The organism is Methylophaga sp. UBA2012, assembly GCF_002335235.1.
Taxonomy (GTDB): Bacteria; Pseudomonadota; Gammaproteobacteria; order Nitrosococcales; family Methylophagaceae; genus Methylophaga; species Methylophaga thalassica.
The window spans coordinates 148,297-162,132 of record NZ_DDCG01000019.1 but is presented as its reverse complement, the minus strand read 5'-3'; the positions used below and the strand labels follow the sequence as shown (position 1 = coordinate 162,132).

The following is a 13,836-nucleotide window of genomic DNA, read 5'->3' as shown; positions in this document are numbered from 1 at the left end:
TACGCCATTAGTATTCAGATTATCTCATCAAGGAGACAATACAGCGTGATGACTGTGAATCATCTATATCCATCTCTATCTGCTCTCATTAAAGCAGGATTGTATGCTTTTTTGCTTTTCTTTAGCCTGTCCAGCCTGGCATCAGCTGAGAATGTCAAAGACGCAAAGTTCAGTCATCAAACAGTGCTTGATTTAGCCAAAAAATTAGCTAAGGAGCCCTATAAGCTTCCTAAACAAGCGCCCATTTCACTTACCCGCCTGGATGCCGAGACCTATCAGAAAATTCGCTTCCAGCAACATGCCGCTATTTGGGGTAACACACCCTCCCCCTTTTCTATCCAACTATTTGCTCCCGGTTTTTTATACAAGAACCTGGTGAATATTGATATTGTGGAAAGTGGAAAAAGTGTACCAATTAATGTCACCGAATCTTCCTTCAAAGTACCTAATCCAGAAATAGCCAAGGCGCTTGCTCAAGTAGGGAAGTATGCTGGATTCCGTCTGCACTACCCGCTTAATAATAGTCAGGATAAAAATGAGTTCATTATTTTTCAGGGTGCCAGCTATTTCAGAGCCGTCTCAAAAGGTCAGCTTTACGGTATTTCAGCCAGAGGTTTAGCCATTGATGTAGCAGAGCCCAAAGGTGAAGAACACCCTACGTTCACTCACTTCTGGATAGAACGTCCAGGCAGAGAGCAAAAAGCGATCGTTGTTCATGCCCTACTTAATAGTAAAAGTGTCACCGGCGCATACCGTTTTGGGATTTATCCTGATGATCCCACCCATATGGATGTCAAAGTTACTTTATTTCCACGTGCTGATATCCCACATATTGGTCTAGCACCGCTGACCTCAATGTTCTTACATGGCGGGATGGTGCCTGCGAAATCAACGGATTACCGGCCAGAAGTGCATAATTCACAAGCATTGGCCATCACCACAGGGAATAACGAACATTTATGGCGCCCCCTGAATAATCCCAGCTCACTGCAGATCAGTGGCTTTATGGATGAACACACCAAAGGATTTGGACTGATTCAGCGTGATCGTCAGTTTGTGAATTATCAGGATTTAGAAGCACATTATGAACTTCGCCCTTCTTTATGGGTAGAGCCTATTGAAGACTGGGGTAAGGGTCAGGTTCAACTATTTGAAATCCCTTCTAATGCGGATAGCAACGACAATATTGTGGCTTACTGGCGCCCGGAAGGCGGATTAAAAAAAGGCCAGACCTTTAGTTACAACTACCGTCTTATCTGGTTAAACGATATCAATCCAATGCCCGGCAAAACAAAGATTGTGCGCAGTACCAAAGGACAATCGTCAGAAGATGGCAACAGAGTGATGATTATCGATTTTAGTCACATTAGTGCCGAACAATTGAAAACGCTGAGCATTAATGCATCCAGCAATCATGGAAAAGTTGTTAAAACAAAGCTGATAGCTAACCCTAATATCGACGGTGCTCGTGTGTTTTTGACCTTCAACCCGGAAAATGCAGATGTTGCCGAATTACGATTGCAATTAATGAATAAAAATATCCCTATCAGCGAAACATGGCTATATCGTTGGATTAAGCCAGGTCTATTTACAGGCGAATAATGAAAGCACATAAAGTTTTACCTGAACGCGCACCACTAGATATGCCACGTCACCGTGTTAATGAACGCGGTCAAGCCTTACGTCAAAATTCAGTCTCCTTTTTTTATTCATTAAGTACTGTTTTTTCACGGTTATTTATTTTATTGGTCACGGTTGGCTTATCGAGCTACGGTATTATCGAAATGCATGGCGTGCTCAGCACCAATAGCATTACGTCATTACAGTGGGTGTTTTTGTTTTTGTTCAGTCTGAACTTTATCTGGATATCATTTGCTTTCTCGCAGGCTTTATTGGGGTTTTTAATTAATCTCAAACCACGCCTTATTAAAAAAGCCGAGACAGACCCCGCATTCAAAACGGCCATTTTATTTCCCGTCTATAAAGAAGAACCCGGCCGAATTGTGGCAGCAATAAAAGCCATGCGTGAAGATTTATTAAAACAGGCACCCGGTAAATATGCTTTTTTTATATTAAGTGACACGAATCAAGCTAATGCCTGGCTGGCAGAAGAAAAAGCGTTTATTGAATTATTTGAAACGCAGGATGAAAACTGCCCGGTTTATTATCGCCGCCGTGCGAATAATCAGGAGCGTAAGGCCGGTAATATTGCGCATTGGGTCACTAACTGGGGTGGTGCATATGAAGCGATGATCGTGCTGGATGCAGATAGCCTGATGAGTGCACAAAGCATGCTCACATTATCTCGCAGACTGGCAGCAGCGCCCGGTGTTGGATTAATCCAGACGCTACCCACTTTAATTAGCGCCAGTAGCCTGTATGGCAAGTTACAACAATTTGCCAATCACTGTTTCGGTCCTATTTACGCTGAAGGCCTGGCCGCATGGCATGGATTGTCTTCCAACTTTTGGGGTCACAACGCCATTATTCGCACTCAAGCGTTTGCTGAATCATGCTCATTACCGATATTACCCGGTAAAGCCCCTTTTGGTGGTCATATCCTCAGTCATGACTTTATAGAAGCAGCGCTGCTTCGACGTGCAGGCTGGGGCGTCAGATTTGATACCGATATTCAACACTCTTATGAAGAAGCACCTCCGTCATTAACCGATGTGATTGTGCGTGACAGACGCTGGTGTCAGGGTAACTTACAGCATGGGCGCATTCTGCTTGCGCATGATCTGGCATTTCCAACCAGACTGCATATTTTCTCTGGCATGATGTCCTACCTCAGCGCTGTGCTCTGGTTATCGTTAATCATGGTCGGTTTGGCCATTGCTGTTCAGGCTCAGTTAGTTCGCCCCGAATATTTTGCAAACCCGTCACTGTTCCCTATCTGGCCAGTATTTGATGCTGAACGTGCACTGGAGCTGTTTATTGTGTCTATGGCGATTGTTCTGGCACCAAAACTGTTTGGCTGGTTTGCTGCTTTGGTGAATTGGCGCCGTTGCAGACAATTTGGCGGACCAATTTTATTAACCCTGAGTACGCTTTTTGAAACGTTAATGTCGGCACTCTATGCGCCTATTCTGATGGTTGCTCAGTTTGGTGTTGTCTGTCATATCCTTATGGGCAAAGACAGTGGCTGGAACCCTCAGTCGCGAGATGATGGTGCCCTGAGTTTAGGACAAGTTACCCGTGCCCACCGCGGCCATACCTTGTTTGGTTTTATCCTGGCAGGTATTTCTTACGGCTTAAGCATCGAAATGTTTTATTGGCTGTTACCCATATCCGGTGGACTGATGCTGTCTATTCCTCTTTCATGGTTAAGTGGAGGAGCAAAACGGGCGAGACCCTTTACGATTTTCGGCTTCCTAAGGGCACCAGAAGAAAAACGCCCTAGCGCCATTGTCAAAAGCCTACTTGAACAGATTAACAACACGCCTAAACAAGAGCCTATTGATACTCCGCTTATTTGTCTGGATCAACATGCCGGACTCTGTAAATGGCATCTGGCTCAGTTACCGTTAATTGATGCGCCAAAGCCTGACGAATTCCATGCACCAACAGTAACGGCCGAATGGAAAATTCGACATGCCTCCTCTCTGCAACAACTGGAGAAGACATTAGAACCCGTTGAGTTGATTGCCTTACTCTCACAAGAGTCAGCCGTGAAACAACTCAAAACACATGGCCTGGTCAAACATCATGACTAAACCGACAAGCTAGTAGTTAGCCTTCTATGACAACTCTTTTACATATATCCGACCTACACTTTGGACGTATTCTGACTGATGTTTTAGAAGGCTTAGAACGTAGTATTCGTGTTTTAGCACCCGAGATGATTATCATTAGTGGTGATCTGACCCAGCGTGCAACAGCCAAAGAATATCAGCAAGCCGCTGACTTTCTTAGCTCACTCAATACACCTTATTTTATCGTTCCCGGCAATCATGATCTCAGTACATTCCGAGTTGTCGAGCGATTTATCTGTCCATGGCGTAATTGGAAAAAGTGGATTCAGTCTGATTTAGAGCCCCAGTTTTCAACAGAAAACTATCAGCTTATGGGTATTAACACTGCCAGAAAAGCCGGTTTTTATATGGATTGGTCCAGAGGGCGAATCAGTCCTTCACAAATACAACAAATTACACAGCAGATGAGTCATGCACCGCAGCACCAACTTCAACTGCTTGTGGCACACCACCCTTTCTGGCTACCTCCGCAATATGAAGCCAGGCATCTCATCGGCGGTCGCGATGAAGCGTTAGCATCATTTAAAGGCACTGGTCTTGATTTAATACTCAGTGGTCATGTACATATTGATTATTGTCACGTGCTTGACGGCATGATCATCTCTCATGCTGGCACCACCACATCAGATAGACTTCTACCCGATACGCCAAATAGTTTTAACATGATTCAAGGTGATAAAAACCGTTTGACTATTGCCCGTCACCATTGGCAGCAAGGTGAATTTCAGTTATCTCAGTCACAGGCTTTTCATCGTAAAAACGGGCGATGGCATGAAGCCTAATCAAAACGCAAGGCCCGAAACCAAAATACCGGTTTTTGTGAATAAACACGCAGGTAGTGCTGAAGCCGTTATAAAGAGCTTAACAGCACATGACAGCATTACTCTCCACAGCTTATCTGCCAGCGATATGCAAACGGCTATTCAACATGCCATTGATGATGGTCATAAACGCATTATCGTATCAGGCGGTGATGGTACGCTGGCATTAGCTGCTGGGATAATCACCGGTACTGAAACTGAACTGGCCATTATTCCAGGTGGCACGCTCAACCATTTTGCCCAGCGCTTATCCATTCCGACCGACACCTCTTTAGCCATCGAACTGGCTATTCATGGTAAAGTGGTTAGCACACATGTCGCTTATGTTAATGATCAGATATTTCTCAACACAAGCTCTGTTGGCGCTTATGTGACTTTTGTTCGCACCCGTGAGTATCTGGAACGAAAGATGCGATATATGATGGCCAGCATATTGGCAGGTATCAGAAGACTCTACCATTTTCGCCATACTCACATTATTCTGAATGAACAAAAAATCAAAACGCCTCTGGTGTTTGTTGGCGTCGGTGAACGCGATCTTCAAATCCCATCAGCAGGACAAGTTAAAGCTGGTGGCCGTGAAGGTCTGCACCTTATTGTTATTCGCTGCAACAGTAGCTGGTCAGCTATCAAACTCATTTTTAGTGCGATGTTAATGGGAATTGATCCCTTAAAAAAAGCAAAGCTTGTCGATAATGCCATTATTGACGAGGTGAAAGTGACCCTGCGTTCACGTAAGAAATGGCTTACTGTCGCTGTTGATGGGGAGTTAATCAAACTCAAACCACCATTACACTATCGTTTCAAACGCGATAGCCTGAATGTTGTTGTTCCAGATGCGAAGGATGGAGATGCATGAGTAATCGAACACGGTTTATACACCGACTTAGTTGGTTTTTAGATGAATCGATCACCTTACCCGGTGGCTATAAAATCGGCGCTGACGGATTTCTAGGTCTTATTCCTGGCTTTGGTGACTTTATTGGTGGCCTGCTTTCTAGTGTGATTATTTATCAGGCTCATCAGCTAGGTGCACCAAAAACGATTCTGTTAAAAATGGCTATCAATATGTTAATTGATACCACACTAGGTGCTATTCCGGTCATTGGTGATGTCTTTGATTTTGTCTGGAAAGCTAACCGGAGAAATGTCGCTCTACTCAGCGAGTATGAGCAGCAACCCCGGCAGGTATATCGTAAAACACTGCTGGAAAATATCGCTATTATTCTTATCTTAATCACCATGATTGGCCTGGCGGTAGCCTTTGTCGGCTGGATTATCAGCTTAATCTGGACGGCATTGTTTCAATCATAGTAAGAAAAACAACTATCAATAAAAGGGAGTTATTATGGACTTAATACGAATTCTGATTGCTATTTTGTTACCACCGCTTGGCGTATTCTTACAAGTCGGCTTCGGTGGTGCTTTCTGGCTAAATATCCTGCTAACTATTCTCGGCTATATTCCAGGTATTGTTCACGCAGTATGGATCATTGCCAAGCGTTAATACCGAGTATGATGCCTTTTGTAATCAAGGCATCACGTCAAAATCGAAAATTTTTTGATGCCGGGACTCATCCCGGCATTTTTGTATTTGTCTATGATCAATAATGTTGCGATCATATAACGCTAGATCCTGCAAACCTCTCTAAGGTGAAAAATGAATAAAGTATTAATTTCTGTTCTGGGAAGTGATCAACCCGGAATCATGGCCGTTATTGCAGATGTGATTAATCAGCGCAATGGCAATATTGAGAATTTGAGTCAAACTCTGCTCAACTCTGTTTTTGGTGCGTTATTACTTGTTGATGTTCCGCATCATGAAAAAGCTGAAGAACTGCAAACAGCATTAGAAAACGCCTGTAACAAGATGGGACTATTCATCCGTGTACATCCATGGAATGAAAAAGCATCAGACTGGTATCAAAATAAACCTGAGGTTCAACCCTATATTGTCACGGTTATTGGGCCGGATCGTCAGGGCATTGTGGCTGAGGTGGCTGGACAACTGTTTAAACACGGTGTGAATATCACCAATATGCAAGCCATTTTCAAAGGGGGTAAAAACCCTATGGATAATTTAATGGTATTTGAAATTGATGTACCTAAAGCCACGATCATGAATGATTTACGTGATGCGCTAGCTGAAATCTCACAACGACTGGATCTGGAAGTCAGCGTGCAACATCGTAAAATTTTTGATTCCGTGAGCAATATACTTAATTAATCGCCGTTATATTCTTACCCGTTCATATCAGGACATAAAATGATTAATCCCAAAGACATTATTTCTACCTTACAAATGGTACGTGAAGAAAATCTGGATTTACGTACTGTGACTGTAGGGATCAGTCTTGCTGATTGTGTCAGTGATGACATTAATACTTTTAAACGCAAAATCTACGACAAAATCACCCGTATCGCCGGCAACCTTGTCAGTACTTGTAACCGTATTGAAAGACGCTACGGTATCGAAGTAGCTAATAAACGTATCTCTATCAGCCCCATCGGTGTGGTGGCTGCTCCCTTTAACTCTGATCAAATGGTGGAGATTGCGCTCACGCTTGATAAAGCTGCCTCGGAATTAGGTATCGACTTTATCGGTGGCTTCACCGCTCTAGTGGAAAAAGGCATGACACATGGTGACAGAGCACTCATCAATGCTATTCCACAAGCATTAACTGAAAGCCAGCGCGTCTGCTCTTCAGTCAATGTCGCCAGCACTCGTGCCGGTATCAATATGGATGCCATCAAAGATATGGGCGTCATCATCAAACAAGCCGCTGAGATGACAGCAAAAGACGATGGCCTGGCAGCAGCAAAACTGGTTGTGTTTGCCAATATCCCGCAAGACGTGCCATTCATGGCCGGTGCTTATCTTGGCATTGGTGAAGCTGATGCCGTTGTCAGTGTCGGTGTTAGTGGCCCAGGTGTGGTCAAAGCGGCCCTGGAACGTGCTCTTGAAGAAGAAGACGGCATGGACTTAAGTCGTGCCGCAGATGTGATTAAACAGACAGCAGCGCGCCTAACAAGAGCGGGCGAATTAGTTGGCCGTGAAGTCGCTCAATTATTAGGGTTACCCTTTGGTATTGTTGACCTTTCACTCGCCCCTACGCCGAATAAAAACGATAGCGTCGGTGAAATTTTTGAGGCTATCGGTTTACCTGCGATAGGCGCACCTGGTAGTACGGCCTTTTTATCGATGTTGAATGATGCTGTCAAAAAAGGTGGTGCGTTTGCCAGTTCACACGTCGGCGGACTCAGTGGCGCCTTTATTCCGGTTTGTGAAGATTTGACGATTGCCGATTCCGCAGTGAATGGCACATTATCACTGGAAAAACTGGAAGCCATGACGGCCGTATGTTCTGTTGGCTTGGATATGGTCGCTATACCTGGTGACACCTCTGCAGAGATGATTTCAGCCATTATTGCTGATGAAATGGCCATTGGTGTTATCAACAAAAAAACCACAGCAGCGCGTCTGATTCCTGCACCAGGCAAGAAAGCCGGTGATCATGTTGTTTATGGTGGTTTATTAGGTGAGGGCCCTGTCATGGCTGTTAACATGGGTAGCCATGAGAACCGCTTTGTTCGACTCGGTGGACGTATTCCATCTCCGATACAAAGTCTAGTTAACTAAATCTAAGGCATAAAAAAAGGGCTGATAAATCAGCCCTTTTTTATTTTCTCTAGAAATAATGACTTATTTCTTAGCAGCTTCACGCTCTTTTGTTTCTTTGATAACTTCGTCAGCTACGTTACGTGGACATGGCATGTAGTGTAAGAACTCCATAGAGAACTGACCACGACCAGATGTCATTGTACGTAGTGAACCGATGTAACCAAACATTTCACTCAGAGGTACTTCAGCTTTAATACGAACGCCTGTTGCACCTGCGTCCTGAGATTTGATCATACCGCGACGACGGTTTAAGTCACCAATAACGTCACCGACATTATCTTCTGGTGTGAACACGTCAACTTTCATGATCGGCTCAAGTAACTGAGGACCCGCTTTAGGAATAGATTGACGGAAACCACCCATTGCAGCTAATTCAAACGCGATGGCAGATGAGTCAACGGCGTGGAACGAACCATCAAATAAAGTCACTTTAACGTCAAGTAATGGGAAACCGGCTAATACACCTTTACCCATCATTTTCTTGAAGCCGCCTTCAACAGCAGGCCAGAATTCACGAGGAACAGTACCACCAGTAACGGTAGATGTGAACTCAAAACCACTACCTGGCTCACCTGGTTCAATGATGTAATCGATACGACCAAACTGACCAGAACCACCTGATTGTTTCTTATGCGTGTAGCTATCTTCAACACGTTGAGTGATAGTTTCACGATAAGCCACTTGAGGTTCACCCACGATAACGTCAACATTATGTGTACGTTTCAGGATGTCGACTTTAATGTCTAAGTGAAGCTCACCCATACCTTTCATGATGGTTTCGCCACTATCTTCATCGGTTTCAACACGGAATGAAGGATCTTCTTTGATCATTTTACCCAGAGCAATACCTAGTTTCTCTGCTGCACCTTTATCTTTAGGTGCAATCGCGATTGAGATAACAGGATCTGGGAAGACCATTGGTTCAAGTGTCGCAGCGTTTTTAGGATCACATAAGGTATGACCTGTTTGAACGTCTTTCATACCTACGATAGCGATGATATCACCCGCATGAGCATAATCTAATTCATTACGATCATTCGCATGCATTTCCACCATACGACCAACACGTTCTGTTTTACCTGTGAAGGTATTCAGAATTGTGTCACCTTTACGAATTTCACCAGAGTAAACACGTACGAAGGTCAGCGCACCAAAACGGTCATCCATAATTTTGAATGCCAATGCACGTAATGGACCGTTAATATCAACTGTAGCGACTTTACCAGTTTCGTTACCTTCTAAATCGACTTCTGGTTGTGGATCCACTTCGGTTGGATCAGGCAGGTAATCAACAACAGCATCTAGTACTAATTGAAGACCTTTGTTTTTGAACGAGCTACCGCAGTAAGTTGGGAAGAACGCTAATTCTAATGTCCCTTTACGGATACATTTTTTCAGTTCATCAATAGAAGGTTCTTCACCTTCCAGGTATTTTTCCATCAAATCATCGTCCTGCTCAACCGCAGTTTCAATGAGTTTTTCACGCCATTCTTCAATCTGGTCAGCCATCTCTGCAGGTGGCTCTTCGATGCTGTAGTTTTCAGGATCTTTTTCGTCAGGCCAGTACCATGCTTTACGCGTTAACAGGTCAACAACACCTTTGAACTCATCTTCGATACCGATTGGCAGCACCATAACTAGAGGTGTGGCAGCAAGAACGTCTTCAACTTGCTTAACAACACGGTAGAAGTCTGCACCCATACGGTCAAGTTTGTTAACGTAGATCAGACGAGATACTTCTGATTCGTTAGCATAACGCCAGTTAGTTTCTGATTGAGGCTCAACACCACCACTACCACAGAAAACACCAATACCACCGTCAAGTACTTTTAATGAACGATATACTTCGATAGTGAAGTCAACGTGTCCCGGTGTATCAATAACGTTTAAGCGGTAACCTTTCCATGCACACGTGGTAGCAGCAGACTGAATGGTAATACCACGTTCAGCTTCCTGATCCATGAAGTCCATAGTTGATTCACCTTCGTGAACCTCACCAGTTTTATGAATTTTACCGGTCAGTTTCAGGATACGCTCAGTTGTTGTGGTTTTACCCGCATCAACGTGGGCGAAGATACCTATATTTCTGTACTTGGATAAATCAGAAGCCATAATCCTGTCTCTATTATTTAAATGAACAATTCGTGCATTTACACGGAGTTAAACCCGCCAATTCTAAACTAGAATCTTTGTATATGCACACATTTATAAGTAAAAAAGCGACAAAGACTGCTATGTCGCCATTCAATAAATCTACTATCTGGTAATGACAGCGTGATGTTAAATCATTTGCGGAATCTATAGAGGTTATTTAAACCTGTGTTGCATCGGTACCCATTGATAACGATATACGACCCCTGGTACCGACAGCACCAAAAACAAACTCAGCACTGTCACAAAAAATTCCCAACCTTGAGAGTAAACATCTCCGGAAAAGCGGATTTCAAAAGCTATACCGATAAGCAGGCTGATAAAAAAATACACGACTAATTCAACTAACCGAATCCAGTTTGATTTTTGTTCCAGTGCATAAACAAAAAACACACGTTCACCTATCCACGGTAGATTTGCCAATATAAAAAACAGCCCTAACATAAGCCAAATAGACATGTTGTTTCCTAAGAAAAAACGGTAGAACAAACCGACATTAATAATCCTGGAAATATCCCCAGTGCTAGCACCAATAAAGTATTAATGCTCAATACAAAACCAGCTGAACCAGAGGTATTCGCTTCATGATGATGTTCGGCATCATCAAAATACATGACTTTTATGACACGTAAATAATAAAAAGCACCGATCACTGACATCACCACCGCAACCAATGCAACGGCTAACATATCTGCATCTACCACCGCTTTAACTACACCTAATTTGGCATAAAAACCTGCTAATGGTGGTATGCCTGCCATTGAAAACATCAAAATCAGCATTAACAAAGCCAACCACGGATGTTGTTTGCTCAATCCTTTAAAGTCATCAATATTATCTGCTTCAAAGCCGTAACGGCTCATCAACAGAATCACACCAAAACTGCCTAATGTCATGAGGGCATATACCAAGGTATAAAACATCGAAGCGGCATAACCTGCTTCCGTACCGGCAAGTACACCCATCAATAAAAAACCGACATGAGAAATCGTAGAATACGCCAGCATGCGTTTAATATTGGTCTGAGCGATAGCTACGACATTACCGATTATCATCGATAAAACAGCCATCAACATCAGCATCGGTTGCCAATAGCTTTGTAAGTCTATCAGTCCATCGACTAATAATCGAATCAACAAAGCAAAAGCAGCAATTTTAGGTGCTGCAGCAATAAAAAGCGTCATCGCTGTCGGTGCACCATGATAAACATCCGGTAACCACATATGAAACGGCACCGCGCCAAACTTAAAGCCGATACCAATAATAATAAAAACCAGTGCAAAGCTTAGGATTGTGTCATTGCTGGACGATGAATACACAGCTGCAGCAATATCCTGCAACATCAAGCTTCCTGTAATGCCATAGATAATAGACATGCCATATAACAACATTCCCGAAGCAATTGCACCGAGGATGAAATATTTCATCGCTGCTTCAGTGGCAATCGCCGAATCACGATGCATTGCCACCATGGCATAAAGACACAAGGACAATAACTCCAGTCCTAAATACAAGGTCAGAAAGTGATTCGCCGACACCATAACGAACATTCCCAGCGTGGCGAACAAGGCTAAGACATAAAACTCGCCTTGAAGTAATTGACGTGCTCGTAAATATTCAACGGAATATAACAAGACACACATATTCACCAGACAGATAGCTATTTTTAATACATCACTCAGGCCATCTTTGACATAGGTGTCGGAAAAGGTCTTTCCGGCTTCGCCCCAGGAAGAAACCAGGATAATCAATACAGCAAGTAAACTTAACTGGCTGAGCCCATAGACCCAACTCACTTTTCTACTGCCAGTAAAAGCAACAAATAATAAGACAACACAAGCCATTGCCAGCATGACCATTTCAGGTAATGCAAACAACATATTTGGCACTTGGTAGTTCATTATCAGTTGTCCTTTTAGAGCTTGGATTGAGACACTTGTGTTAATAAATTTTCAACAGAAGCGTGCATCACGTCTAACAATGGATCAGGCCACAGACCTAACACTAAAACAATCACCGCTAAACTCGCTAACAGCATAAATTCACGCGTATTAATATCTTCCAGTTCAGCAACGTGTTGATTGGCCACTTCACCCCAAAAGACCCGTTTCACCATCCACAAGGTATAGGCGGCACCAAGAATTAAGGTTGTCGCCGCCAGAAAAGCAAACCAGAAATTCGCCTGAAAAGCAGCCAGAATCACCATAAACTCACCCACAAAACCTGAAGTGCCTGGAAGACCGGCATTTGCCATGGCAAAAAATACCGCAAACGCCGTGAATGTCGGCATGGTATTAATAACACCACCATAGGCACTAATTTCACGGGTATGCATCCGGTCATACAACACACCGACAGCCAGAAACATCGCTGCGGAAATAAAGCCATGTGACACCATCTGCACCATGGCACCCTCTACCGCCAGCACTGCACCACTACCTGTTGCTGAGTTGAAAAATATTCTGAAAACAATAAATAAGCCCAGCGTCACAAAGCCCATATGAGCAATACTCGAATAGGCGATTAATTTTTTCAGGTCCGACTGTACCAGTGCCACAAAGCCAATATAAACCACAGCAATCAATGACAAAGTAATCAATAACCAGTCAAAAACCATGCTGGCGTCTGGTGTAATAGGTAAGGCGAATCGGATAAAACCATAACCGCCAATCTTTAGGGTAATAGCCGCCAAAATGACTGAACCGCCGGTAGGGGCTTCAACGTGTGCATCTGGTAACCAGGTATGCACTGGCCACATGGGTACTTTGACTGCAAATGCAATCAAAAAGGCAAAAAATAGCCAGGTTTGCTCTGTCATGGATAAAGTAACCGCATGATAATCCAACAATGAAAAACTGCCTGCAACATGATGTAAATACAGCAGAGCAATTAATAAAAACACCGAACCAAAAAACGTATACAAAAAGAATTTGATCGTGGCATAGACGCGATTCGGCCCACCCCAGATGCCGATAATCAAAAACAATGGAATCAGCATGGCTTCAAAAAACACATAAAACAATATGGCATCCAATGCTGAAAATACCGCCAGCATCAAACCTTCCATAATCAAAAAGGCTGCCAGGTAATGATTTAAGCGATATTCAATGACACGCCATCCTGCCACTACAACCAGCAATGTCGAAATCGTTGTTAAAATGATTAATGGTAAAGAAAACCCATCAATACCAAGATGATAATTAATAGCAAACGTCGCAATCCAGGGATGCAACTCCTCAAACTGCATTTGATATGAGGTATTGTCAAAACCGATATACAGCGCGATGGATAATAAAATAGTCAGTGACGCTGTCCCCACCGCGAGCCATTTACTCAGGCATACCCGATCATTCAAAAACAGACATAACAAGCCCGCAGCAATGGGTAACCAGATAATCAGACTTAACAATGGGAGTTGTGTCAGCAT

The 13,836-nt window shown here is 43.4% G+C and carries 12 protein-coding genes; 8 read left to right on the top strand and 4 right to left on the bottom strand.

Going from position 1 to position 13,836, the window contains the following annotated elements:
* The first annotated feature begins 48 nt into the window (after positions 1-48).
* From B2248_RS13905 to B2248_RS13870, 8 genes are all read left to right on the top strand, one after another.
* Positions 49-1,602, top strand: a complete 1,554-nt coding sequence (locus B2248_RS13905) for a glucan biosynthesis protein G (protein ID WP_273180221.1) — start codon at positions 49-51, stop codon at positions 1,600-1,602.
* Positions 1,602-3,716, top strand: coding sequence for a glucans biosynthesis glucosyltransferase MdoH (gene mdoH / locus B2248_RS13900; RefSeq protein ID WP_007146538.1), 2,115 nt, complete (start codon positions 1,602-1,604; stop codon positions 3,714-3,716). The genes B2248_RS13905 and mdoH overlap by 1 nt, the downstream gene beginning before the upstream one ends.
* Positions 3,717-3,742: 26 nt before the next feature.
* Positions 3,743-4,537: a metallophosphoesterase family protein gene (locus tag B2248_RS13895; RefSeq protein ID WP_273180030.1), complete on the top strand. Its 795-nt coding sequence runs from the start codon at positions 3,743-3,745 to the stop codon at positions 4,535-4,537.
* On the top strand, positions 4,527-5,435 hold the full coding sequence (locus B2248_RS13890) for a diacylglycerol/lipid kinase family protein (RefSeq protein WP_273180027.1): 909 nt from the start codon (positions 4,527-4,529) through the stop codon (positions 5,433-5,435). Before B2248_RS13895 ends, B2248_RS13890 begins: the two co-directional genes overlap by 11 nt.
* Positions 5,432-5,890 carry a DUF4112 domain-containing protein gene (locus tag B2248_RS13885; RefSeq protein WP_273180024.1) on the top strand — a complete coding sequence of 153 codons (459 nt, stop codon included), beginning with the start codon at positions 5,432-5,434 and terminating at the stop codon, positions 5,888-5,890. The genes B2248_RS13890 and B2248_RS13885 overlap by 4 nt, the downstream gene beginning before the upstream one ends.
* Before the next feature lie 34 nt (positions 5,891-5,924).
* Positions 5,925-6,083 (top strand): YqaE/Pmp3 family membrane protein, encoded by a 159-nt coding sequence (locus tag B2248_RS13880; RefSeq protein ID WP_007146542.1) that lies wholly within the window; start codon positions 5,925-5,927, stop codon positions 6,081-6,083.
* A gap of 153 nt (positions 6,084-6,236) precedes the next feature.
* Entirely contained in the window at positions 6,237-6,803 is a 567-nt protein-coding gene (locus tag B2248_RS13875) for a glycine cleavage system protein R (protein WP_273180022.1), read from the top strand.
* A gap of 39 nt (positions 6,804-6,842) precedes the next feature.
* On the top strand, positions 6,843-8,216 hold the full coding sequence (locus B2248_RS13870) for a PFL family protein (RefSeq protein ID WP_007146545.1): 1,374 nt from the start codon (positions 6,843-6,845) through the stop codon (positions 8,214-8,216).
* A 63-nt stretch (positions 8,217-8,279) separates the two neighbouring features.
* Here the strand turns inward: B2248_RS13870 and fusA are convergent, their stop codons facing one another.
* The 4 genes from fusA to B2248_RS13850 all read right to left on the bottom strand — a co-directional run bounded on the left by fusA (position 8,280) and on the right by B2248_RS13850 (position 13,836).
* Positions 8,280-10,370, bottom strand: coding sequence for an elongation factor G (fusA, locus tag B2248_RS13865; protein WP_273180019.1), 2,091 nt, complete (start codon positions 10,368-10,370; stop codon positions 8,280-8,282).
* A gap of 195 nt (positions 10,371-10,565) precedes the next feature.
* Positions 10,566-10,868, bottom strand: a complete 303-nt coding sequence (locus tag B2248_RS13860; RefSeq protein WP_273180017.1) for a DUF2818 family protein — start codon at positions 10,866-10,868, stop codon at positions 10,566-10,568.
* An 8-nt stretch (positions 10,869-10,876) separates the two neighbouring features.
* Entirely contained in the window at positions 10,877-12,310 is a 1,434-nt protein-coding gene (nuoN, locus tag B2248_RS13855; RefSeq protein WP_273180015.1) for an NADH-quinone oxidoreductase subunit NuoN, read from the bottom strand.
* 14 nt (positions 12,311-12,324) lie between these two features.
* Positions 12,325-13,836: an NADH-quinone oxidoreductase subunit M gene (locus B2248_RS13850; protein ID WP_273180013.1), complete on the bottom strand. Its 1,512-nt coding sequence runs from the start codon at positions 13,834-13,836 to the stop codon at positions 12,325-12,327.